The sequence below is a fragment of the Marinobacterium sp. xm-d-564 genome (assembly GCF_013283345.1).
Taxonomy (GTDB): Bacteria; Pseudomonadota; Gammaproteobacteria; order Pseudomonadales; family Balneatricaceae; genus Marinobacterium_E.
Genome location: NZ_WBYO01000007.1, coordinates 39741 through 62738, shown reverse-complemented (window position 1 = coordinate 62738; position 22998 = coordinate 39741). Strand labels below are relative to the sequence as shown.

Below are 22998 nucleotides of genomic sequence, written 5' to 3'. Positions count from 1 at the left end.
TCAGAGAACATGTCGCGCCCTCTTGATCAATGTTTGAACTTCATCGAGTGTCGGTTCAGCAGGTTGAAACCGCAACCTGTTCAGTTCCTGTAGTAAGGCAGTGTCAATGACCATGATTCCCGCTAATTGATGACAGCCCTGACGCGGCGTCATCGACTGATTTGATAGTGCGCGCTGCAACTTTGCTAGTGGTGTAAAAAAGCGGTACCAAATTGCAATAAATAGTGTAAATAGTACTGCCAGAGAGAGTATAGCCATCAGTGCCAGATTGGATGAGTGGTCAACCATTGGCAAAATATCGAAGAGCCTTAACGGTGCTTCATTCATGATACTCACCACCTAACAGGCTCAGGGTAAACTGATCGAGCGAACTACAGACTTCAATCAGCGGGATGCCTGATAGTGACATTAGATCCTGAATCTCTAACAATCGATTCGAGTAGGCTTGATGAATACGAGCGATGGACTCTTGGCCATCGACACAGAACCTCTTAGGACCCCAGATCAAATCACGACCTAACAGCGCCTTTGGATCTCTCTCCATGGGGTCTGAAATGAGGAACGCGCTCAATGATCTCTTTTCTGATAGTTCAGTTAAAAGCGCCCGGTGATCTGAGTTCAACGATCTAAAATCTGAAATCAAAATGACTTTAGCACCGGTGGGTGTATCAGAAACAAGTTGCGTTAAAACAGCATCCCAGTTGATCGCTGAATTCTGCGAAGGCGGTGCAGGCGAGACCAAAGCCTCACAGAGAAGGTTGAGCCAGTCATCCCCCACCCTAGAGTCAAACACAGTGGCATTCTGCTCTAATAAAAACGCACCCAGTGCATAATCTTGCTGATGGTAAATACCTGCTAACCAGAGTGACAATCTAGCAGCTTGAGTGACTTTCAGACGCTTCTTTGTGCCAAACCGCATGGTTGAATTGCGATCAACGACCAACTGAAGAGGTTGCTGAAATTCACTACGGTAGGATCTAACTAACCTCTCTTGAGATCGAGCAGAAGCACGCCAATCGATCTTTCTAGGGTCATCCCCAAAATGAAAAATGCGCAGATCATCAAATTCAGTTCCACCGCCCAATAAAGCTGCTTTATTAGAACCATTGTTTAGACGTTGATTAATCTGACCCTCTACCTGTGAAGCCAAGACAGCACCAGAGGCAATCAGTTGCGCTATCTCATCAGGACCTAGCAGAGGTCGGTCAACTAAGCTGTTCACAACAGACCTGTTAAACCGCCGGGAGCGTCTCTAAAAGACGATGAATCACTGATTCTTCGGTTACCCCGTCCGCTTTAGCCGAGAAGCTGAGTACCAAGCGATGACGAAGTACATCAACGGCAAGCGCATGAATATCTTCAGGAAGCACAAAATCACGCTGGTTCAGTAGTGCTCTTGCGGTCGCCGCCTGAAGCAGTGCAATCGACGCGCGAGGTGATGCACCTGCTTTCACATAACCACCCCACTCTGGGATGTATTGATTTAATCGACGAGTGGCAGAGACCAACTCTATCGCAAACCGCTCTACCCGCTCTTCAATATAAACACTGTTTAACGTCTCTCTTAAGGCAAGAAGTTCACTGGGTGTCATTAGGGCCTTCATGTCGGCCTCGACATGCCCCTCTTGGGCAGCACGCGCACGACGAGTGATCTCGATCTCTTCATCGATGCTTGGGTAGTCCAATAGGATTTTGAATAGGAAACGATCCAGTTGAGCTTCAGGCAGAGGGTAGGTACCCGATTGTTCTAGGGGGTTTTGAGTTGCCAACACCATAAAGACAGGAGGCAGAGGATAGGTTTTACCGGCCACCGTGATTTGATGCTCGGCCATGGCTTCCAACAGTGCAGATTGCACCTTAGGTGGCGCACGGTTGATCTCATCAGCCAGTAACACCTCATGAAACAGTGGTCCTTCGATAAAACGGAAGCTGCCACTATTGGCATCGAACACTTCACTGCCAGTCAAATCGGCTGGCATAAGATCCGGTGTAAATTGAACACGCTGAAAACGGGCATTCATTCCCGCGGCGAGAGAATGAACCAGAGTTGTCTTAGCTAGACCCGGTGGGCCTTCAAGGAGCACGTGCCCGCCACTGAGTAACGCAATAAGAAGACGATCGATCACAGACTCTTGGCCGACGATGATCTCTTCGATTTTAGACCTTAACTCATGCAGTGGTGTCAGCTCGCTCACGGTTCAAACCCCTTCGGTGAAGTAATGAACCATTGTAGCTAATTTAGTTATACCGTTATAGATCTTTGGCTTAAACAAAAAGAGCGCCCTAAGGCGCTCTTAACAACCATAGAATAGTTTATTTACTCTCTAATCGGTTTAGGCCCGCAAGAGCAGCAACACGGTAGGCTTCAGCCATGGTTGGGTAGTTGAAGGTGGTGTTTACAAAGTACTTCACAGTATTCGCTTCACCCTCTTGTGCCATGATCGCTTGGCCGATGTGGATGATCTCGGATGCTTGGTCACCAAAGCAGTGGATACCCAGAATTTCCAGAGATTCACGGTGGAACAAGATTTTCAGCATACCAACGGGTTCACCGGAAATCTGAGCACGCGCAGTATCTTTAAAGAAGGCTTGACCCACTTCGTAGGGTACCGCTGCCGAGGTAAGCTCCTCTTCGGTTTTACCGATCGAGCTGATCTCTGGAATGGTATAGATACCTGAAGGCACTTCACTGACAAAACGAAAATCATCGGCATCCAACATATCTTCTGAAGCGGCACGCCCTTGATCAAGCGCTGCTGATGCCAGGCCAGGCCAGCCGATCACATCACCTACAGCGTAGATACCATCGACTTCCGTACGGTAGTGATCATCAACATCCAACTGTCCGCGACCGTTGGCTTTCAAACCGACCTTATCAAGATCAAGTTGTGCGGTATTGCCGGTACGACCGTTACACCATAGGAAGGCATCCGTACGAAGGACCTTACCAGACTTCATGGTGATTACGACACCGTTCTCTGTCCCTTCAATCTTGTCATACTCTTCGTTGTGACGAATCATGACGCCTTTGTTGCGTAGGTGGTAACTCAACGCATCAGAGATCTCGCCATCTAGAAAAGATAGAAGACGATCACGATTGTCGATCAAATCCACTTTCACCCCTAACCCACTGAAGATAGAGGCGTATTCACAACCGATAACACCGGCACCGTAGATCACCATATTGCGTGGTGTATGGCAGAGTTTAAGCACAGTGTCTGAGTTGTAGATACGTGGGTGGTTAAAATCAACATCCGGTGGACAGTATGGGCTGGAGCCCGTTGCGATGATGATGTTTTTCGCTTTGAGCGTATCAGCACTGCCGTTATTACCTACAATACTGACTTCACTGTTTGAAACCAGCTTGGCTTCACCAAAGAAGAGATCAACACGATTGCGCGCATAGAAGTTAGTGCGTAGCATGACCTGATTAGAGATCACCTTCTCGGCACGACTTAACACTTTAGGAAATGAGAACCAGCGTGGTTCACCGATATCACGGAACATTGGGTTGGTGTTGAACTCGATGATCTGTTTAACGGAGTGACGCAGCGCTTTAGAAGGGATGGTACCTTTATGAGTACAGTTACCGCCGACTGTGGACTGCTCTTCGATCACCGCTACACGGCGACCTTTTTTAGCTGCATTCATTGCAGCACCCTCACCCGCAGGACCCGAGCCAATTACCACTACATCGTATTCGTAGGCTGCCATTTAGTACCTCAACTTTCCTTGTCGTTATCGTCGATCGATCTACTTAACTTCGTAAGCTAGATCGTCTTTATTAATCTCTTTCTTTTGGACCGCGTCTTGCTCGCCATCACAATCTTCGGGACGACCGCCACAGATATCACAAACTGTATCCATGCCAAGTGCACTCATGCCACCACAAGAGCCCTTAATTGGCTTATTCGAGAAGATCACGCCTACTGACATACCAACGATGACAACCAGTAGAACAATAAATGTAATGACCATAATTTCCATGGCTTACTCTCCTTCTTGAACAAAGGCTTCAAACTCTGCTGTTGCCTGTTCGATAAATGTATCACCCTGCTCTGACTTATATAAGAAGTAGGCTGCTATCCCCTCTTCTTTGGCGAACTCAAAGCCTCTGTTTTCGCCCATGACCATCAGGGTCGTTGCTAATGCATCCGCCTCAGCACAGGTCGGCATTAATACGGTTACTGACGCTAAGCGGTGAGTAATCGGTTTACCCGTCTCAGGATTAATGGTGTGCGAAAAACGGACACCGCCTTCCTCAAAGTAGTTTCGGTAATCACCGGATGTAGCAATCGCCGTATCCTTAACATTAATGATTCGTCCGATACTGCGCTCCATCGATGCCGGTGACTCAATGGCAATGCGCCAGTGTGAACCATCTGGCTTCAAGCCTTTAGCGCGAAGCTCACCGCCGATCTCAACCAAATAGTTGTAAATACCTTCGGCTTCGAGAGTCTCAGCCAGTTGATCAACGCCGTAGCCTTTAGCGATGGCCGACAGATCAACATACTGCTGTCCTAATTTTCGCAAACGAGTGGGGTCTTTTAAAACCTCGACTTTTTGGTAACCAATACGTTCCTGCAACGAAGCGATCTCTGCCTCGGTAGGTGCCTTTTCGATACGGCCATTGGGCCCAAAGCCCCAAAGGTTAACCAACGGACCCACTGTGACATCAAACGCCCCGCCGGATCGTTCACTGATCGTCAATGACTGCTCTACAACCGCTGCCAGCGCGTCTGAGACTTCCATCTCACTGCCTGCAGGAAGCTTATTAAAGGTCGAGAGTTCACTATTAGGAATGTAGGTCGACATCTGCTGATTAACGGTTGCAAGAACCTTACCGGCACGATTGCGAATATCGTTGATTCGATCTTCGTTAAGATCAACCCAGCGCATACTGAAGGTAGTGCCCATGGTTTGACCATCAATGCCAACCACCTTCTCATTTTCAAAAAAGTTACAGCCCGTTAGAACAAAAACGGCCAGTAGCATAGCTACCGGCCATTTAATAAGGCTTTTAAAACCTGAAATCATCTATTAGCCACCGAAGTCGTCAAGCATGATGTTCTCACGTTCAACACCTAGGTTGAGTAGCATGTCGATCACCGCTGCGTTCATCATTGGTGGCCCACACATGTAGTACTCACAATCCTCTGGTGCTTCATGATCCTTCAAGTAGTTCTCTAGAAGGACGTTGTGGATGAAGCCAGTCAGACCTTCCCAGTTATCTTCTGGAAGTGGATCAGACAGTGCTAGGTGCCATTCGAAGTTCTCATTCTCTTCAGCCAACTTATCGAACTCTTCTGTGTAGAAGGCTTCACGAACAGAGCGTGCACCGTACCAGAAAGAGATCTTACGCTTAGAGTTTAGACGCTTAAGCTGATCGAAGATGTGTGAGCGCATTGGCGCCATACCGGCACCACCGCCGATGAAGACCATTTCGTTATCAGTATCGCGAGCGAAGAACTCACCGAATGGTCCGTAAACATCAATAGTATCACCAGGTTTCAGGCTAAATACGTACGATGACATGATGCCAGGTGGCACATCGTCACGACCCGGAGGTGGAGTTGCAATACGGATATTGAACTTAACCACACCGCGCTCTTCAGGGTAGTTCGCCATCGAGTAAGCACGAATCGTTGTTTCATCTACTTTAGAGACGTAACGCCAAATATCAAACTTATCCCAATCTGGGTGGTACTCTTCCTCGATTGCGAAGTCTTTGTAGTTTACGGTGTGTGGTGGACACTCTAGCTGAACGTAACCCCCTGCACGGAAGTCGACGTTCTCGCCTTCAGGCAGACGCAGAGTCAGCTCTTTGATGAAGGTTGCGACGTTCGGGTTAGAGTCAACCGTACAAGTCCACTTCTTAACGCCGAAGACATCATCTTCAACATGAATCTTCATGTCCTGTTTAACAGGCACCTGACAGCTTAGACGCCAGCCCTCTTTTGCTTCACGCATTGTGAAGTGTGACTCTTCTGTAGGCAGCATAGAACCGCCACCTTCATGAACTTCACATTTACACTGGGCACAGGTACCGCCACCACCACAAGCAGAGGCAAGGAATACACCCTTGTCTGCTAGAGTCTGCAGCAATTTACCGCCTGCAGGCACAGTGATTGTTTTTTCAGGATCACCGTTAATTTCAATTGTTACATTGCCGGAGCTAACCAGCTTAGCGCGGGCAGCCAAGATAATAGCAACCAATGCTAGTACCACGACTGTAAACATCACCACGCCTAGGATGATTTCTGCATTCATAGCTAATTCATTCCTCTCCTAGTAGACCAGTTACAGAGACACGCCAGAGAATGACATGAAGCCCAGTGACATCAGACCTACAGTGATGAAGGTGATACCTAGACCACGAAGCCCCTCTGGTACATCTGAGTACTTCAGCTTCTCACGAATACCCGCTAGCGCTGTGATCGCAAGTGCCCAACCGATGCCTGCACTCGTGCCGTATACGACACTCTCACCAAAGGTGTAGTCACGCTCTACCATGAACAACGCTGCACCCATGATTGCACAGTTAACTGTGATCAGTGGTAGGAAGACACCTAACGCGTTGTAAAGCGCTGGAACGAATTTATCTAGGAACATCTCTAGGATCTGAACGATCGCAGCGATAACGCCGATGTAAGAGATGTAACCTAGGAAGCTAAGGTCAACTTCTGGGTAACCCGCCCAAGCCAATGCCCCTTCACGAAGCAACAGGTTGAAGATCAGGTTGTTTACTGGAGTCGTAATCGCCAATACAACGATAACGGCTACACCAAGACCAAAGGCTGTTTGAACCTTCTTAGAGATCGCCAAGAAGGTACACATTCCCAAGAAGAATGCGAGAGCCATGTTCTCAACGAAGATCGCCTTAACGGCAAGACTGATCATCTGTTCCATTAGTGAGAACCTCCTTTCGTGTTAGCCGCCATTTCAAAATCTGGCGCCTCAACCTGTTTTGGATCCCAAGAACGGATAATCCAGATGAAGATACCGATTAGGAAGAAGGCACTTGGAGGAAGCAACAATAGACCGTTGCTCTGGTACCAACCACCATTAGTCACTAGCGGAAGAATCTCAATACCGAAGAGTGAACCTGCACCAAAGAGTTCGCGGAAGAAACCGACAAACATCAGTACAGCGCCGTAACCAAGACCGTTACCAATACCATCTAAGAAGCTTGGTAGTGGTGGGTTCTTCATCGCAAAGGCCTCTGCACGACCCATTACGATACAGTTAGTAATGATCAGACCAACGAATACCGAAAGCTGCTTAGAGATATCGTAAGCATAAGCTTTTAGAATCTGGTCAACGACGATTACCAAGGATGCAATGATCGTCATCTGAACGATGATACGGATGTTACCCGGGATATGGTTACGAATGATCGACACGAACATGTTCGAGAATGCGGTAACCACAATAACAGCCAACGACATAACCAATGCCGTTGCCATGTTTGACGTAACCGCTAGTGCAGAACATACACCCAAGATTTGCAGTGCAATTGGGTTGTCCTTAAAGATAGGGGTCGTCAAGATCTCTTTTGACTTAGCCATGATTAAGCGTCTCCTGCACGAAGGTTAGCCAAGAACGGAGCGTAGCCGTTTTTGCCCATCCAGAATTGAACAAGGTTGGTGACACCGTTAGCCGTCAACGTTGCACCTGACAGACCGTCAACTTTGTACTCAGCGTTAACTGTTGATGCATCAACCTTACCTTTGATTAGCTGAAGCTCAGGCTTCTGCATATCATTGGCGTAGACTTTTTTGCCCGGCCAGATCGCTTTCCAAGCAGGATTATCCACCTCACCACCAAGACCCGGAGTCTCTGCGTGTGAGTAGAAGCCTAAACCGACCACTGTGTTTAGATCGCCTTCCAATGCTAGGAAGCCATACAGCGTTGACCATAGACCGTAACCGTGAACAGGCAGAATGATCTTATCCAACGCACCGTTATTACCCTCTACAACGTAGACTGGCATGTAGTTAGGCTGACGCTTGATCGACGCTTTATCCTCTTCACGTGACAGTGATTTTGATAGCGCAGGGTCTTTAGCTGCTTTTTGGATATCGAACTTGGCACCGTCTACTGCATCCGTAAACTTGCCTGTTTCCATATCCACAACCTTTGTTGTGATCTGTGCGAAGAGCTCATCAACCGACTTACCTGGTTGAAGAAGACCCGCTGCCGCAAGAATGTTTGTCTTACGGTCAAGATCTTTGTTAGCAACCTGTTTGGGTTTAAGGATGACAGCTGCTGCTGACACCACAACCGAACAGATTACACATAGCAGGACGGTTACCGTAACCGTTTTGCTAATCGTATCGTTATTAGCCGACATTACGTGCGATCCTCCGTTTGATGTTCGCTTGCACCACGAAGTTATCGATGAGCGGTGCAAAGAGGTTCGCGAATAGGATCGCGAGCATCATACCTTCTGGGAATGCTGGGTTAACCACGCGGATAAGAACAACCATCACGCCGATTAGAGCACCAAAAACCCACTTACCTTTATCCGTCATTGAGCCAGAAACTGGGTCGGTCGCCATAAAGAACATACCGAACGCGAATCCACCCATAACAAGATGCCAGTAGAAAGGAACGCTGAACATTGGATTGGTTTCAGAACCGATCGCATTGAACAGTAACGTGGTCGCAACCATGCCGAGGAAAACACCGGCAACAATTCGCCACGCGGCAACACGAGCAAACAGCAACACTGCACCACCAATCATGATCGCCAATGTTGAGGTTTCACCCACTGAACCTTGAATCGAGCCTAGGAAAGCATCCATCCAAGTCACGTTTGCAGCAAGAACGCCCTCGATACCACCGGCAGCGGCTAGACCAAGCGGTGTTGCACCTGAGAAGCCATCAACTGCGGTCCAGATCGCATCACCTGACATCTGTGCTGGGTAAGCAAAGAATAGGAATGCACGGCCTGTCAGTGCTGGGTTAAGGAAGTTTTTACCAGTACCACCGAACACCTCTTTACCGATAACAACACCAAAGCTGATGCCCAGTGCGACCTGCCATAGCGGAACAGTCGGAGGAAGAATCAGTGAGAAAAGGATCGAAGTTACGAAGAAACCTTCGTTCACTTCATGGCCACGCTTCATTGCAAATAGGACTTCCCAGAAGCCACCAACAATAAAGGTCGTTGCATAGATGGGTAGCCAGTACATGGCACCATGTAGGATGTTATCCCAGGCGCTTGTTGCGTCGTAACCTGCAAGAGCAGAAATTACAGCACCCCGCCAGCCTTCCGCTTCGGTCAGGCCAAGCACTTCCATTGCGCTGTTTGCTTGGAAGCCAACATTGTACAGGCCAGCAAATACCGCAGGGAAGGTACACATCCAAACCAGGATCATCATACGTTTTAGGTCAACCGCATCACGAACGTGTGAGGCTGTCTTAGTCACGGCACCTGGCGTGTAGAAAATGGTATCTACCGCTTCGTAGAGTGCGTACCAGTTCTCGTACTTACCACCTTTGTGGAAGTGAGGTTCTAAAGAATCAAAAAAACCACGTAAGCTCATAATCTTCTCCTCCTTAGGCTTCTTTCTCTATACGAGAAAGGTTGTCACGAAGGATCTCGCCGTACTCATATTTACCTGGGCAGGCAAAAGTACAGAGCGCCAGATCTTCCTCTTCCAGCTCAAGACAACCAAGGTCCATAGCAACAGCGATATCGCCGACAACCAGTGAACGAAGCAGTTGAGTTGGAAGAATATCTAGGGGCATCAAACGTTCAAACTGACCAGTAGGAACCATGGCACGTTCTGAACCGTTTGTTGTTGTAGTAAAGGCAAACTTTTTACCCGGCTTGAACATAGATACAAACATGTTCATCACAGAGAATTTCTCTGTGCCTGGTGCTACCCAACCCATGAATTCACGTTCTGTGCCTTCACGAAGAACGCTTACCTGGTTGGCGTAACGCGCAAGGTAAGCGGTTGGACCAGACGCTTTAGCACCATTCCAAACAGAGCCATTGATCACACGGTTATCGCCAGCTTTAAGCTGACCAGCCGTCAACTCATCAAGTGACGCACCAACACGTGTTTTAAGCAGCGTAGGCACCTCAACTTGGGGACCCGCTAAAGATAGGTAACGCTCAGTGCTCAAACGACCCGTTGTAAATAACTTACCGATCGCGATCACATCTTGGTAACCCAAGTACCATACCTGCTTGTTACGGTGAACCGGATCAAGGAAGTGAATGTGTGTACCTACGTTGCCGGCAGGGTGAGTACCTTCAAAGGTTTCTGTTGTAACACCAGATACGGAAGGTAGCTCTGTACCTGGAGCTGCACAGAGATAAACGTTGTTGGCTTGGATGCGAGTCAGAACGGTTAGACCCTGTTCAAACGCCTCTTTTTCGGCACTTAGAACAACGCTAGGGTCCATCGCTAATGGATTGGTGTCCATCGCAGTCACAAAGATCGAACTTGGTACCGCATCGACTGCTGGTACCTTACCGAAAGGACGAGTTCTTAGAGAAGCCCACAACCCTGAAGCAATTAGGTTTTCACGAACCTGAGACTCTTCCAAAGAGGCAAGCTCAGAAGCTGCGTAACTAGAAAACTCAACTGCGTCTTCGTCTGAATCCAATTCAATGACGACTGACTGTAGCACTCGACGTTCACCGCGATTAATCGCAGTAACAACCCCTGCACCAGGAGCTGTGAATTGAACGCCATCATTCTTCTTATCAGTAAAGATCACCTGACCGAGTTTTACTCGATCCCCTTCCCGAACCATCATTGTTGGTTTTAGACCAACGTAATCGGCTCCTAGAAGCGCCACAGTTTTAACATCAGCTGAAGGGGATACCTTCTGTTCTGGTGCACCTGTGATAGGCAGATCTAGACCCTTTCTGATCTTGATCATTCGCTTTATTCCAATCCGCTAAAAATTTTTAAAGCCTCGTACTGAAACCATCTCGCTCTTTTGAAGCTCAATCGTACAGACGGACCTTTCCCAAAATCGCGCAAATTATACCTGACAGAGGTTTATTGCCGCTACAGAGGGAGAGGGGCTTTCAGTGATTATGTAGTTAATTTACAGGACAAACAGCTAACTAATTTTGAATAAACAGTTAACGGTTTGTTATATAGATGCTTTTTAAAACCGAAGGCGGGGGTGTTTATGACGGACAGGAATAACCTGTCCGGTTATGTGGAATTATACTACCAACATTAATAAAGGTAGGGACTCCATGCAGGAGCGCGAACATCACCACGAGTATTCGGCATTCTAAATCGTACCTGACCATCCAAAGAGACTGCTGATAGCACACCTTGATTACCCTCTTGCGTTGCATAAAGGACTACGCTGGCATTAGGCGCAATGGTGGGAGACTCTTCCAAACCGGTCTCTGTCAGAATATCGAGTCGATCAGTCTTTAGATCCAATACCGCAACAGAGAAGCGATTACCTGACCCACCTGAGCGGTGAATCAACGCTAGGAAGCGACCGTCAGGGGTCATGCTGGCACGGGCGTTGTAGTTTCCTTCGTAGGTTACTCGAGTCATTTGACGTGTCGCCAAGAATAGACGATAGATCTGTGGCGACCCTCCTCGGTCAGAGGTGAAGAAGAGCGACTCACCATCGGGCGCCCAGCTTGGCTCGGTATCGATCCCATAGTGATTAGTCACTCGTTGCAACTGACCCGAGGTCACATCCAACACATAGATCTCGGCATTACCGTCTTTAGAGAGCACCAGAGCTAGCTTATTGCCATCAGGTGACCAAGCCGGCGCACCATTCAAGCCGGAGAATGATTGGATTCGTTCGCGTTTCCCGGTTGCCAGGTACTGAACATAGATTGATGGACGACCCGTTTCAAACGAAACGTAAGCGATCTTCTTGCCATCCGCGGACCAGCTCGGTGACATGATCGGTTCGCGTGACTCTAAAATTACACGCGGACGGTTGCCATCCCAGTCAGCCATCTCAAGACGGTAGCGAGAGGTTTGACTGGTCAACTGTTCAGCGGTGACGTAGACGATGCGAGTTGAAAAAGCACCACGATTGCCTGTCAGTGCCTGATAGATCTGATCCGCAATAAAGTGAGCCGCATCTCTAAGTTGGTTAATGTCACTCTCTAAAGGCTGGATCATGATGTTCTCCTCTTTAAGAACATCATAAAGTTCATAGCGAAGGCTGACGCGTGTCGCGGAGATCGGCTCGATTTTACCGACCACAAGGAAGTCACTCTTCGTCATTCGCCAATCACGGAAGAAGACCTGGCTGCGCTCAGAAGGCAGGCTTAACATCGCTGATCTTGGTAAAGTAGTGAATAGACCTGAACGTGATAGATCTTGATCGACAATCTGCGCCACATCTTCTGGAAGCGCACCCTGCCCTGTCCACTTAAAAGGGACAACCGCTACTGGTGTTGGCTCAGAAAGACCCTGTGTCACTTCGACAACCAATTCAGCTTTAACGATTAGTGGCGCCCACAACAGAACAAATATCAGGCTTTTAAATTGGTTAAGATTTACCATCTCAATCCCTCAGGTCTAAATTCAATTAACACTCTACGCAAATTACGCTCAAACGTAATCGGGTCGACGCTTGCAATCAACTCATACTGCCCTACACGCTCAATCGCCTGAAGTACTGATCGATCGTAAGCCATGTCACCACTGCTTTTAATAATCTCTGCCAGATCCACTTCACCCGATGGGAAGAAGTGAATCCGCACGGTCGCTGTCATCCCGTTACGTGCTGTAGAGGGCAGACGCCAGTTATCTTCTGTTAGCGTTCGAATGTAGGCACCTACATCAGCGACCGTTTGTGCTGCTCTTTCAGCTGCTGCGGCACGCTGCCTTGCCAGCTCTTCGCGACGTTTTGCTTCAGCCTGCTCCTGGGCTTTACGCTCTGCATCCGCTTTTCGTTTGGCCTCTTCTGCAGCTTTGCGTTTAGCCTCTTCCGCTTGACGCTTCTTAGCTTCCGCCTTTTTCTTAGCCTCTTCAGCGGCTTTTAATTTGGCTTTTTTAGCCTCTGCATCAGCTTTTTTCTTAGCCGCTTCAGCTTTTTTACGCTCTGCAGCTTTACGTTCAGCCTCTGCTCTCTTTTTCTCTTCAGCCGCTTTTTTGCGCTTAGCGTCATCGGCTTTTTTCTTATCAGCGGCTTTTTTAGCATCCGCTTTACGTTTAGCGTCCGCTGCTTTCTTGCGCTTTGCCTCATCGGCTTTGGCTTTCTTGGCTCGTTCCGCGGCTTTTTTCTTCGCAGCCTCTGCAGCTGCTTTATCTTTCATCAATTTCTCTTCAGCGGCTTTCTTTTCAGCCAGAGCCGAAAGATCGACCATTCGAGCCTCGATATGTCGCGGCTGCGCTTTACGATCCACCTCTTGACCGATCCAAACCCCTGAAATAACCACCAACACCAGTGCATGAACCAGTGCAGCAAAAAGGGTTGGCAGAAGATAACTACGATCGAACAAGGATCTACTCCGTCACCAAACCGACTCGTTCAGCTCCAGCACCCTGTAACAGCACCATTAACTGAACCACCTGATCATAGCTCGCTTGACGATCACCTCGAACCAACATCATTTTTCCAGGGTTAACCGAGAGTATCTGCCTGATCTGACCCGCTATCTGTTCGGCACTTTTAGGAACCGTCTCATCTTCACCCAAATTGATGTAGTAAAGTCCTTCTGCATCAACCGTCACGATCAATGGCTCTTCATCTTGAGTCTCTACAGGCTCAGAGGAGGCTTTCGGGAGTTCCACATCAACGCCTTGAGTCAACATAGGAGCTGTCACCATAAAGATAATCAGCAGAACCAAGGTCACATCGATATAGGGTACGACGTTAATCTCTGCATTCAATTTGCGCTTTGTGCGCTGACGCCTAATCATCTTTTACCCTTAACGAGCATGAACGCGACGGTAAAGAATGCTAGAGAACTCATCGGCAAAGGTTTCGTAACTGTTCAACAGAGAATCCACCGATGCTGAGTAACGGTTGTAGGCCACCACGGCCGGAATCGCCGCAAACAGACCTATAGCCGTCGCGACCAAGGCTTCTGAAATACCCGGCGCTACCGAGGCAAGGGTCGCCTGCTGAACGTTAGCCAGACCACGAAACGCATTCATGATACCCCACACGGTTCCAAACAGACCGACATAGGGGCTGGTAGAACCCACCGTTGCAAGGAAAGGAAGGTGCGCTTCGAGCTTCTCCTCTTCACGTGCCATTGCGACACGCATGGCTCGCTGCACACCGTTCATCACCATATCCGGATCAGCATTTGACTGCTGTGTCAGACGTGTAAATTCTTTGAGTCCAGCACGGAAAATATTTTCAGCTCCGCTCTCTGAATTAGGTTCAGCATTGGCTTCGCGGTAGAGCTGACCTAAATCAGCACCCGACCAAAAACGCTCTTCAAATGCTTTAAACGCTTTTTGTGCACCGCTAATGACGCGGCGACGTTGAAAGATAACAACCCAAGATAAAAACGAAGCCGCCAAAAGCGACAACATAACTAACTGGACGACGAAACTCGCACCAAATACGAGACTCCAAATCGACAGCTGATCTTCCACACTCAACTCCTGTTAATCCCAAGCTTCCGGATGCGCTTGGGTGATTGATGTAATTAACTCTTTTGGCCAGCGTTTCGGACGCATGGCTCCAGTGACGGATATCACTTCAACTTCTGCTTGGCAGAGGACTCTATCAGATCCCTCCTTAACAACAGCTTGCAGAAATTTAACACGTGCACCTTGCGGTTTTTTGACGGTTGTTCTGACAATTAACGAATCATCAAGCCTAGCCGGCGCTAAATATTGCGCCTCCACCGAACCAACCACAAAAATCAAATTTTGCTGTGACAGTTCGTGCTGCGACCAACCCGCCGAACGCAACAACTCCGTCCGAGCACGCTCCATAAATTTTAGATAATTAACGTAGTAAACAATACCGCCAAAATCGGTATCTTCTATGTAGACTCTGACAGGCCACTGAAACGCCATAATAAACTAGTTTCCTTCAGGCTTATCGACACCAAAGTATCGGTAAGCATGGTCGGTTAGCACCCGCCCTCTTGGCGTGCGCATGACAAAACCTTGCTGAATCAAATAGGGCTCGAGAACGTCTTCGATGGTGTCACGCTCTTCGCTAATGGCTGCCGCAAGACTGTCCACACCAACAGGACCACCACCAAACTTTTCTAGCATGGCGAGCAGCATTCGACGGTCCATGTGATCAAAACCATGTTGATCGACATTGAGCATATTCAATGCCAGATCAGCCATCTCTTCGGTGATACGCCCATCCCCTTTCACTTCAGAGAAGTCACGTGCACGGCGCAGGAGCCGGTTGGCAATACGAGGAGTACCGCGAGAACGACGTGCAATCTCGTGCGCACCACCCTCATCGATTTCAGAACCACTTAAACGTGCCGTTCGCATGACAATATTGGTCAGATCGGCAATCGAATAGAACTCTAACCGCTGCACAATACCGAAACGATCACGCAGTGGTGACGTCAATAAGCCGGCACGTGTCGTAGCACCGACTAACGTAAAGGGGGGCAGTTCCAGTTTGATCGATCGTGCAGCTGGGCCTTCACCGATCATGATATCGAGCTGGTAGTCCTCCATCGCGGGATAGAGTACCTCTTCGACACTGGCACTGAGTCGATGAATCTCGTCTATGAAGAGCACATCTCCCGGCTCAAGATTGGTCAGAAGAGCTGCAATATCACCCGCTTTCTCTAAAACAGGGCCAGAGGTGGTTTTAATTTCACTGCCCATCTCATTGGCAATAATATTGGCCAGTGTGGTTTTACCCAATCCTGGCGGGCCAAAGATCAGAGTATGATCCAGTGCTTCATTACGCTTGCGAGCGGCATGGATGAAGATCTCCATCTGCTCTCGAACTTGCGGCTGACCTTCATAGTCTTGAAGTGTCTTAGGGCGAACCGCGCGATCATGCACCTCTTCATTGGGTGTCTTAACCGGCGATATAAAACGATCAGGTTCAATCTGCATCTTAGCTTGCCACCATCATCTTAAGTGCCTGACGAATCAACGATTCTGTATCGGCCGTCTCACCCAATTCGGTGACCGCTTTTTCAATCGCCTTAGTTGCTTGCAGCGGTTTATAACCCAATGCGACCAGTGCCGTCTCTGCATCTGCTCTGTAATCGACGGTAGGCTTCGCATCCACGATGGGCATTGCAAAATCACTCAGTTCCGCTTCAACACGGGTCGGTAGCTCAAGTCGATCCAGCTTATCCTTCATCTCGATGATTAAACGCTCAGCGGTTTTTTTACCGACACCCGGCAGACGTACCAGGGCTGTACTGTCCTCATGCTGAACCGTTCGAATGAACTCTTGGACGGAGATACCCGAAAGAATGGTCAACGCCAACTTAGGCCCCACCCCATTCACCTTGATCAGGGTTCGAAACAGAGTGCGTTCGTTTTTGTCGGCAAATCCATAAAGAAGCTGTGCATCTTCACGCACAACGAAGTGTGTATACAGCGTTACAAAGGTGCCGACATCCGGCAATTTGTAGAAGGTATTCATGGACGCTTCCAGTTCATAACCGACACCGGAAACATCTATCAGCAACTCTGGAGGTGACTTCTCTACCAATTCACCTGTTAAACGACCTATCACAATCTGACCTCAATAAAGTAACGCATTGATATTATTCGAAAGCATCTACAATCTCCATCGCCCTTTTACTGAACGACGAGTTCCCGCTGTCGCTATTAAGCCTTGACGGGTATAGGCATGACAAAGTGCGATGGCCAACCCATCAGCCGCATCGATCTGTGGCAACCCCGGAAGTGACAAAATACGTTGCACCATCATCTGGACCTGCCCCTTATCCGCAGCGCCAGTTCCAGCTACTGCCTGCTTCACCAGGCGTGCCGCATATTCATGAACCTCTACGCCTCGATTGACGGCCGCTACGATAGCGGCCCCTCGTGCCTGCCCTAACTTAAGCGCAGAGTCAGCGTTACGAGACATAAAGACCTGCTCTATCGCACACTCTTGAGGCTGGTAGCGCTCAATCAGTTCAGAGACACCGCTAAAGACTTGGTTTAACTTATCAGGAAGGGTCGCATCTGCGATTTTGATACAACCACTGGCAACGTACTCAGCCTTATTACCCTGAGCATTGATGATGCCGTATCCGGTAATTCTTGAACCTGGGTCGATTCCCAATATCAGCATCGGTCGCCTGTCGTAGAGATTGTTTTAATGCTGTATATACTAACAGTAGTTTTGGTCGAGACCAATAGGTGCTTTGTAGAAGGATTGGAGCGTGATTTGAAGGTGGTGTCAGACCAGAGGTCAGACACCGGATCTTGCGTAGCTACAAGGTGCCAGGGTCTGACCTCTGGTCTGACCCAACTCTATCCGCCTATTTCAAGACACAAAAAAACCGGCTTACTGCCGGTTTTTTTTAATCAAACACTCGATTAAGGTGTTTTACGCAACTTGATGTTTAGGTCACGCAGTTGAGCCGCGCTCACTTCACCCGGTGCTTCAGTCATTGGACAAGCCGCTGACTGAGTTTTAGGGAAGGCGATCACTTCACGAATCGAAGTAGAACCCGTCATCAGCATAATCAGACGGTCAAGACCAAATGCCAGACCCGCGTGTGGTGGCGCACCAAACTTAAGCGCGTTCAATAGGAATCCAAACTTCTCGTCCGCCTCTTCATCACTGATACCCAGTACTTTGAAGACCGCTTTCTGCATCTCTTGATCGTGGATACGAACCGAACCACCACCAAGCTCACAACCGTTAAGAACCATGTCGTAGGCACGTGACAGCTGACCTTCAGGCTGAGCAATCAACTCTTCTGGTGAACAGCTCGGTGCTGTGAATGGGTGGTGAAGCGCTGTCATGCTGCCATCGGAGTTCTCTTCGAACATTGGGAAGTCGACAACCCATAGTGGCGCCCACTCACGCTCAAGCATGTTAAGGTCTTCACCCACTTTGATACGCAGCGCACCCAAGGCTTCGTTAACGATGTTGGCTTTATCCGCACCGAAGAAGACAAGATCACCATCTTTCGCTTCAAGGCGCTCCATAATCTGCAGCGCAATCTCTGCACCCAAGAACTTAACAATTGGAGACTGAAGGCCTTCAGCGCCAGCCGCTAGATCATTCACTTTGATCCACGCCAAACCTTTCGCACCGTAGATTGATACATACTTAGTGTACTCATCAATCTGCTTACGAGTCAGCTCAGAACCGCCCGGTACTTTAAGAGCCGCGACGCGACCTTTTGGATCCGTTGCTGGGCCAGCAAACACTTTAAAGTCGACACTTGCGACCAGATCTGCAACATCAACCAGCTCCATAGGAATGCGCAGATCTGGCTTATCAGAACCAAAACGCTGCATCGCCTCAGAGTATGGCATGTGCGGGAACTCGCCTAGATCGATGTTCAATTGATCTTTGAACAGGCCACGGATCATGTTTTCAGTGATTGCCATCACCTCGTGTTCATCAAGGAATGAGGTCTCGATATCGATCTGAGTGAACTCTGGCTGACGATCCGCACGCAAATCTTCGTCACGGAAACACTTAGCAATTTGGTAGTAGCGATCAAAGCCAGAGACCATAAGGAGCTGTTTAAATAGCTGTGGTGACTGAGGCAGTGCAAAGAAGCTACCTTCATGAGTACGGCTTGGAACTAGGTAGTCACGAGCACCCTCTGGGGTGGCACGAGTCAGGATCGGCGTTTCGATATCTAGGAAACCTTGATCTTCAAGGTAAGCACGAACCTGGTGAGTCACTTTAGAGCGGAAACGAAGCTTCTCTTGAATCTCTGGACGGCGGAGATCGACGTAGCGGTGACGAAGACGAACATCTTCACCCACTTGCTGGTGCTCATCCAACTGAAAAGGAGGAGTTTCAGCCTTGTTCAGGATGATCAGCTCTTTACCCAGCACCTCGATAGCACCCGTTGGCATATCCGGGTTGGTAGTACCCTCTGGCCGAGCACGAACAAGGCCTTTAACCTCAACTACGAACTCGTTACGGCAGCTATCCGCCAACGCGAAACTCTCTTCGCGATCTGGATCAAACACAACCTGTGTCAAACCCTCACGATCACGAAGATCTAGGAAGATTACGCCACCGTGGTCACGACGACGGTGCACCCAACCTGCCAGGGTAATTTCTTGTCCAATATGTTCTTCACGAAGATCGCCGCAATAGTGGCTGCGCATAACTCTGCTGTCCTATCTACTAAAACCCGCTGAAACGAGTATTAACTAAAATGGTTAGGCCTATGGCCGAAAGGCGGGAATTATACCTGAATTAACAGGCTATTACAGGGCAATTTTTGCTATTTCAAAGAGTATCTTGTGGTTTCTAGAGCGGATGACAGGCTGAAGGCCTGTCACCTTTGGGACGTCAAACTATCGACGAAGAGCGGTGACTGGTTTTCAACCTGTCAAACGCTGATTATACCGCTCTAAACTCAACCTCACCGGTTAACAAGGCATCCAAACGCTCTTTGACAGAGGCTAGTTCATCTGAGCTGTAAGGCCGTGCTGGCACTTTCCCCCAGACTGGTCCTGGCCAAGCAGGATCACTCTCTAACCGGGCGATAACATGTATATGCAATTGGGAAACCATGTTACCTAGATTCGCAACATTCATCTTTTTGGCCGCGAAGATATCGGATAACGCTTGAGCCAGTGCACTGGTCTCCAGCAGCATCTGCTGTTGATCCTCTGCACTGAGATGGTAGATCTCTGTCATACCCGCACGACGAGGTACAAGAATCAGCCAAGGATATTGGCTATCATTCATCAGCAAAACCGAAGAGAGCGGGAAATCACCCAACTTAATCGTATCCGCAGCAAGTTGAGCATCTAACTGAAATTCGAGTTCTAGTTCATCCATTTCTATATACTCCTCGTAACGACCTAACCTTTTCTTAAATATAGACCAAGCAGATGGAAATTAGGACTCATCAATCCATTAATAGTATTGATAAGCATCGTTGGAATGAACTTAAGGATTCCGACTATCCCTTTCTGCGTCATGAATTCTTGGCCGCGATGGAACATTCAGGGTCTGTTTCGACGGAACAGGGTTGGCAACCCTGTCACTTAGAATTAATTGAGGAGGGTGAGACGATTATCTATCTCCCTCTCTATATTAAATACCACTCTTGGGGTGAGTATGTTTTTGATCAGAGTTGGGCAAACGCTTTCCATCAATCCGGCTTAAACTACTATCCAAAGCTTCTAAGCGCAGTCCCTTTTACGCCATCAACCGGCCCGAGATGGGTAGGTAAACTGAAAGCTGAAGAGTCTCTACAGAGAATATCCCAAGCGATTAAAACCTTTGCTAGCGAGTACAAATTAGAGAGCTGGCACCTTCTCTTTCCAAACGACTCATCGATAAAAAGCGCTCTGCCTAGGGATTTGTTAATCAGAAGCGGACTGCAGTATCAGTGGTTTAATAGAGATTATCGTGACTTTAACCACTTCCTAGAAGGGCTCACTTCTCGAAAACGCAAAGAGCTGCGTAAAGAGCGCGAAAAAACCGAGGCGTTTAAATTCATTCACCTCTCAGGTTCAGATATTACCCAAGATCAACTTCAGCAGTTTTACGAACTCTACTCACTCACCTACCTTAAACGGGGACGTGAGCCCTACCTAAATGAGAGCTTCTTTACCGAATTAGTGCACACCATGCCCGAGCAGATGCTGTTTGTCTTTGCACAACTTGACGGAAAAATCGTTGCGGGCGCCCTATCCTTCCATGACAGCAGTACGCTCTATGGTCGCTATTGGGGCTGTTATGAAGAGTATGACGCGCTGCACTTCGAGACCTGCTACTACCAGGGGATCGACTACTGCATTGCACGACAGCTCAAGCGCTTTGACTCAGGTGCACAGGGAGAACATAAGATTAAGCGCGGTTTTGAACCTATATTTACTCACTCTGTACATTGGGTTAATCACCCAGAATTTCACAAAGCGATCGCTAACTTCGTTGATGAGGAGCGGGACTATCTGTCATCACAAAAATCTTACTTATCTGAAAGACTTCCGTTTAAGAACACAGATTTATAGTCTACTCTTATGAAAAGATTCCAGACAATCCATTTAACGGACTAAACATGACACTGCTCAACCAGCTCAAAGACGCTTATCTTATTCGTGACCTTGTAGAAGGAAAGATACGTTACTTTTGGGAATTCCCCTCTGGAGAGCGCGCCAGCGAACTACTGGTCTCTTATGATGCGGCTTATGACTGGTGGCGACAGGCGATTCATGATGCCTATGAAGGCCCCGAACGTCGTACTTCACCTTTTGATCGACGCGCTAACAGTGTTAAACGCGCCAGCGAGGTCAAACATGGGCAAGTGACCGTTCAGTCTTACGGTGGGCGACGCACAACTGATACGCCACCGAAAATTAGAGAGGATCGAGCTGAAGCTAAAATTGAGAGGTTAAAGTCCCAGCTGTCGCATTGGAGTGATCAATAAACGAGCAATCAGTGCAGTGGGGTTTCGTACTTTTTCTGAATCGCAATCAATTGAGGCTGAATATCGAGTGGGGCGTACTTGATCGCTTGATCAAACAGCTCTTTGTTCGCCTCTGATAATCGCTCATCTTCGTCCATCTGTGACAACTGACTCATCGCTTCAAGAAATTTAGGGTGCGGTTTCGTAGCAGACATCACAGACCTCCTGATCCAATAGATTAGATTCTATTGTGGCCTAAAGTATTCACTAGGCAAAGTGCTTTTTAGCGCAGAACAAACTCTACTGTTCCGCGCCTTTAGCTTTGGCTTCGGATGCTCGTAATTGATAATCATCTTCAGGTTTGGAGATCCACCCTTGAAGTTCACGATCAATCAATCCACACAGCATGTTAATGTGTGATGCATCAGAGTTTAGCGCTTCAATGTATTCATAACGCTCACCACCCGCCTCTTCGAAATATTCGCGGTTCTCTTCACCGATCTCTTCAATGGTCTCAAGACAATCAGACGAAAACCCAGGGCAGACCACCTGAACAGATTTCACACCCTGGCCAGGTAGGGATTTAAGCGTCTCATCAGTATATGGCTTCAACCACTCTTCGCGACCAAATCGAGACTGGAAGCAGGTCATGTACTCCCCCTCTTCTAACCCCAAACGATCGGCAATCAGTCGTGTCGTTTTATGACACTGACAGTGGTACGGATCGCCATTTAAAAGGTATCGTTTTGGTACACCATGATAAGAGAGAATGAGTTTATCCGCTCGCCCATGCTCAGCCCAATGAGCTTGGATCTTCTCTGCTACCGCCTCAATGTAAGCAGGTTCATCAGCGTACTGCTGAATAAAACGGAAATCTGGAATCAGACGGCGTTTTTGAAAATCACTCGCTACCGCATCAAAGGTAGAAGCGGTCGTTGAAGCGCTGTATTGCGGATAGAGTGGCAACACTACTAACTTTCGAACACCCGCTTCTTGCATGCGATCTAGCACTGATTCAATCGATGGATTGCCATAACGCATCGCAAAATCAACCACGACGCGATCGCCATACAGCGATTCAAAATGGTTACGGATAGCTTCTGTCTGATTTTTAGTATGAGTAAGAAGCGGTGAGCCTTCGTCCGTCCACACGGTTGAGTAGGCTTCAGCAGAACGCTTCGGGCGTATATTTAAGATGATAAGATTGAGAACCATCCACCAAATTGGACGCGGAACTTCCACGACACGAGGATCCCAAAGAAACTCCTTAAGGTAGCGTTTAAGCGCTTTGGGAGTCGGTGCATCCGGTGTACCCAGATTGGTCACAAGGACGCCGATTTTATCTTTCTGGCTATGAGAAAATTTTGGAAAGCCTTTGTATTTCATCTAAAAAACGCTCTAAATGTTTGATGGTGACAGTGTAGCCAATCTTATGTGAGTGCACCAAGACTGAAATCAGAAAAATCCATACGCACTCTATGGGCTTTACGATCACCTGTAGCAACTGA

At 48.3% G+C, this 22998-nt stretch carries 26 protein-coding genes; 2 read left to right on the top strand and 24 right to left on the bottom strand.

Annotated elements, in window-relative coordinates; translation table 11 throughout:
* The 22 genes from XMD564_RS08540 to XMD564_RS08435 all read right to left on the bottom strand — a co-directional run bounded on the left by XMD564_RS08540 (window position 1) and on the right by XMD564_RS08435 (window position 19914).
* Window positions 1-327, bottom strand: coding sequence for a hypothetical protein (locus XMD564_RS08540; protein ID WP_173508143.1), 327 nt, complete (start codon window positions 325-327; stop codon window positions 1-3).
* Window positions 320-1222 (bottom strand): DUF58 domain-containing protein, encoded by a 903-nt coding sequence (locus tag XMD564_RS08535; RefSeq protein ID WP_173508142.1) that lies wholly within the window; start codon window positions 1220-1222, stop codon window positions 320-322. The genes XMD564_RS08540 and XMD564_RS08535 overlap by 8 nt, the downstream gene beginning before the upstream one ends.
* Before the next feature lie 10 nt (window positions 1223-1232).
* Entirely contained in the window at window positions 1233-2195 is a 963-nt protein-coding gene (locus XMD564_RS08530) for a MoxR family ATPase (RefSeq protein ID WP_173508141.1), read from the bottom strand.
* A gap of 118 nt (window positions 2196-2313) precedes the next feature.
* Window positions 2314-3714: a Si-specific NAD(P)(+) transhydrogenase gene (gene sthA, locus XMD564_RS08525; protein WP_173508140.1), complete on the bottom strand. Its 1401-nt coding sequence runs from the start codon at window positions 3712-3714 to the stop codon at window positions 2314-2316.
* A gap of 39 nt (window positions 3715-3753) precedes the next feature.
* Window positions 3754-3987, bottom strand: a complete 234-nt coding sequence (gene nqrM, locus XMD564_RS08520; RefSeq protein WP_173482072.1) for a (Na+)-NQR maturation NqrM — start codon at window positions 3985-3987, stop codon at window positions 3754-3756.
* A gap of 3 nt (window positions 3988-3990) precedes the next feature.
* Window positions 3991-5037 (bottom strand): FAD:protein FMN transferase, encoded by a 1047-nt coding sequence (locus tag XMD564_RS08515; protein WP_173508139.1) that lies wholly within the window; start codon window positions 5035-5037, stop codon window positions 3991-3993.
* Between the two features lie 3 nt (window positions 5038-5040).
* Entirely contained in the window at window positions 5041-6270 is a 1230-nt protein-coding gene (gene nqrF, locus XMD564_RS08510; protein WP_173508138.1) for an NADH:ubiquinone reductase (Na(+)-transporting) subunit F, read from the bottom strand.
* 30 nt (window positions 6271-6300) lie between these two features.
* A complete protein-coding gene (gene nqrE / locus XMD564_RS08505; RefSeq protein ID WP_173482075.1) occupies window positions 6301-6909 on the bottom strand; it encodes an NADH:ubiquinone reductase (Na(+)-transporting) subunit E in 609 nt (202 codons plus the stop codon).
* Window positions 6909-7568: an NADH:ubiquinone reductase (Na(+)-transporting) subunit D gene (locus tag XMD564_RS08500; RefSeq protein ID WP_173508137.1), complete on the bottom strand. Its 660-nt coding sequence runs from the start codon at window positions 7566-7568 to the stop codon at window positions 6909-6911. Before XMD564_RS08500 ends, nqrE begins: the two co-directional genes overlap by 1 nt.
* Window positions 7569-7570: 2 nt before the next feature.
* On the bottom strand, window positions 7571-8353 hold the full coding sequence (locus XMD564_RS08495) for a Na(+)-translocating NADH-quinone reductase subunit C (protein ID WP_173508136.1): 783 nt from the start codon (window positions 8351-8353) through the stop codon (window positions 7571-7573).
* A complete protein-coding gene (locus tag XMD564_RS08490) occupies window positions 8343-9551 on the bottom strand; it encodes an NADH:ubiquinone reductase (Na(+)-transporting) subunit B (RefSeq protein ID WP_173482078.1) in 1209 nt (402 codons plus the stop codon). The genes XMD564_RS08495 and XMD564_RS08490 overlap by 11 nt, the downstream gene beginning before the upstream one ends.
* 13 nt (window positions 9552-9564) lie before the next feature.
* Window positions 9565-10905, bottom strand: coding sequence for a Na(+)-translocating NADH-quinone reductase subunit A (locus tag XMD564_RS08485; protein WP_173482079.1), 1341 nt, complete (start codon window positions 10903-10905; stop codon window positions 9565-9567).
* A 308-nt stretch (window positions 10906-11213) separates the two neighbouring features.
* Entirely contained in the window at window positions 11214-12524 is a 1311-nt protein-coding gene (gene tolB / locus XMD564_RS08480) for a Tol-Pal system beta propeller repeat protein TolB (RefSeq protein ID WP_173482080.1), read from the bottom strand.
* On the bottom strand, window positions 12518-13465 hold the full coding sequence (gene tolA, locus XMD564_RS08475) for a cell envelope integrity protein TolA (RefSeq protein WP_173483482.1): 948 nt from the start codon (window positions 13463-13465) through the stop codon (window positions 12518-12520). Before tolA ends, tolB begins: the two co-directional genes overlap by 7 nt.
* A 4-nt stretch (window positions 13466-13469) precedes the next feature.
* Window positions 13470-13886, bottom strand: coding sequence for a protein TolR (gene tolR / locus XMD564_RS08470; RefSeq protein ID WP_173482082.1), 417 nt, complete (start codon window positions 13884-13886; stop codon window positions 13470-13472).
* 9 nt (window positions 13887-13895) lie between these two features.
* Window positions 13896-14573, bottom strand: a complete 678-nt coding sequence (gene tolQ / locus XMD564_RS08465) for a protein TolQ (RefSeq protein ID WP_173482083.1) — start codon at window positions 14571-14573, stop codon at window positions 13896-13898.
* A 12-nt stretch (window positions 14574-14585) separates the two neighbouring features.
* Complete coding sequence (ybgC, locus tag XMD564_RS08460; protein WP_173482084.1) at window positions 14586-15002, bottom strand: tol-pal system-associated acyl-CoA thioesterase; 417 nt, start codon at window positions 15000-15002, stop codon at window positions 14586-14588.
* 6 nt (window positions 15003-15008) lie between these two features.
* Window positions 15009-16022, bottom strand: coding sequence for a Holliday junction branch migration DNA helicase RuvB (gene ruvB / locus XMD564_RS08455; protein ID WP_173482085.1), 1014 nt, complete (start codon window positions 16020-16022; stop codon window positions 15009-15011).
* A gap of 1 nt (window position 16023) precedes the next feature.
* Window positions 16024-16656 (bottom strand): Holliday junction branch migration protein RuvA, encoded by a 633-nt coding sequence (gene ruvA, locus XMD564_RS08450; protein WP_173482086.1) that lies wholly within the window; start codon window positions 16654-16656, stop codon window positions 16024-16026.
* A gap of 45 nt (window positions 16657-16701) precedes the next feature.
* Window positions 16702-17220: a crossover junction endodeoxyribonuclease RuvC gene (gene ruvC, locus XMD564_RS08445; RefSeq protein ID WP_173484071.1), complete on the bottom strand. Its 519-nt coding sequence runs from the start codon at window positions 17218-17220 to the stop codon at window positions 16702-16704.
* Window positions 17221-17468: 248 nt separating this feature from the next.
* Window positions 17469-19232, bottom strand: coding sequence for an aspartate--tRNA ligase (aspS, locus tag XMD564_RS08440; protein ID WP_173489143.1), 1764 nt, complete (start codon window positions 19230-19232; stop codon window positions 17469-17471).
* A 238-nt stretch (window positions 19233-19470) separates the two neighbouring features.
* Window positions 19471-19914: an HIT domain-containing protein gene (locus XMD564_RS08435; RefSeq protein ID WP_173508135.1), complete on the bottom strand. Its 444-nt coding sequence runs from the start codon at window positions 19912-19914 to the stop codon at window positions 19471-19473.
* 53 nt (window positions 19915-19967) lie between these two features.
* On the opposite strand from XMD564_RS08435, the gene XMD564_RS08430 reads away from it, so the two are divergent.
* Window positions 19968-21095, top strand: a complete 1128-nt coding sequence (locus XMD564_RS08430) for a GNAT family N-acetyltransferase (RefSeq protein WP_173482090.1) — start codon at window positions 19968-19970, stop codon at window positions 21093-21095.
* A 47-nt stretch (window positions 21096-21142) separates the two neighbouring features.
* On the top strand, window positions 21143-21511 hold the full coding sequence (locus tag XMD564_RS08425; protein WP_173482091.1) for a hypothetical protein: 369 nt from the start codon (window positions 21143-21145) through the stop codon (window positions 21509-21511).
* Window positions 21512-21519: 8 nt separating this feature from the next.
* Here XMD564_RS08425 and XMD564_RS08420 read toward each other — a convergent pair whose 3' ends face one another.
* Both XMD564_RS08420 and hemH read right to left on the bottom strand, forming a co-directional pair.
* A complete protein-coding gene (locus tag XMD564_RS08420; protein WP_173482092.1) occupies window positions 21520-21705 on the bottom strand; it encodes a hypothetical protein in 186 nt (61 codons plus the stop codon).
* Between the two features lie 85 nt (window positions 21706-21790).
* Window positions 21791-22876 carry a ferrochelatase gene (gene hemH, locus XMD564_RS08415; protein WP_173482093.1) on the bottom strand — a complete coding sequence of 362 codons (1086 nt, stop codon included), beginning with the start codon at window positions 22874-22876 and terminating at the stop codon, window positions 21791-21793.
* Window positions 22877-22998 lie beyond the last annotated feature (122 nt).

Coding starts and splice junctions, on each gene's coding strand:
- XMD564_RS08540 (WP_173508143.1), bottom strand. CDS start 327: ATGAATGAAGCACCGTTAAGGCTCTTCGATATTTTGCCAATGGTTGAC.
- sthA (WP_173508140.1), bottom strand. CDS start 3,714: ATGGCAGCCTACGAATACGATGTAGTGGTAATTGGCTCGGGTCCTGCG.
- nqrM (WP_173482072.1), bottom strand. CDS start 3,987: ATGGAAATTATGGTCATTACATTTATTGTTCTACTGGTTGTCATCGTT.
- XMD564_RS08515 (WP_173508139.1), bottom strand. CDS start 5,037: ATGATTTCAGGTTTTAAAAGCCTTATTAAATGGCCGGTAGCTATGCTA.
- nqrF (WP_173508138.1), bottom strand. CDS start 6,270: ATGAATGCAGAAATCATCCTAGGCGTGGTGATGTTTACAGTCGTGGTA.
- nqrE (WP_173482075.1), bottom strand. CDS start 6,909: ATGGAACAGATGATCAGTCTTGCCGTTAAGGCGATCTTCGTTGAGAAC.
- XMD564_RS08500 (WP_173508137.1), bottom strand. CDS start 7,568: ATGGCTAAGTCAAAAGAGATCTTGACGACCCCTATCTTTAAGGACAAC.
- XMD564_RS08495 (WP_173508136.1), bottom strand. CDS start 8,353: ATGTCGGCTAATAACGATACGATTAGCAAAACGGTTACGGTAACCGTC.
- XMD564_RS08490 (WP_173482078.1), bottom strand. CDS start 9,551: ATGAGCTTACGTGGTTTTTTTGATTCTTTAGAACCTCACTTCCACAAA.
- XMD564_RS08485 (WP_173482079.1), bottom strand. CDS start 10,905: ATGATCAAGATCAGAAAGGGTCTAGATCTGCCTATCACAGGTGCACCA.
- tolB (WP_173482080.1), bottom strand. CDS start 12,524: ATGGTAAATCTTAACCAATTTAAAAGCCTGATATTTGTTCTGTTGTGG.
- tolR (WP_173482082.1), bottom strand. CDS start 13,886: ATGATTAGGCGTCAGCGCACAAAGCGCAAATTGAATGCAGAGATTAAC.
- ybgC (WP_173482084.1), bottom strand. CDS start 15,002: ATGGCGTTTCAGTGGCCTGTCAGAGTCTACATAGAAGATACCGATTTT.
- ruvB (WP_173482085.1), bottom strand. CDS start 16,022: ATGCAGATTGAACCTGATCGTTTTATATCGCCGGTTAAGACACCCAAT.
- ruvC (WP_173484071.1), bottom strand. CDS start 17,220: ATGCTGATATTGGGAATCGACCCAGGTTCAAGAATTACCGGATACGGC.
- aspS (WP_173489143.1), bottom strand. CDS start 19,232: ATGCGCAGCCACTATTGCGGCGATCTTCGTGAAGAACATATTGGACAA.
- XMD564_RS08435 (WP_173508135.1), bottom strand. CDS start 19,914: ATGGATGAACTAGAACTCGAATTTCAGTTAGATGCTCAACTTGCTGCG.
- XMD564_RS08430 (WP_173482090.1), top strand. CDS start 19,968: ATGGAAATTAGGACTCATCAATCCATTAATAGTATTGATAAGCATCGT.
- XMD564_RS08425 (WP_173482091.1), top strand. CDS start 21,143: ATGACACTGCTCAACCAGCTCAAAGACGCTTATCTTATTCGTGACCTT.
- XMD564_RS08420 (WP_173482092.1), bottom strand. CDS start 21,705: ATGTCTGCTACGAAACCGCACCCTAAATTTCTTGAAGCGATGAGTCAG.
- hemH (WP_173482093.1), bottom strand. CDS start 22,876: ATGAAATACAAAGGCTTTCCAAAATTTTCTCATAGCCAGAAAGATAAA.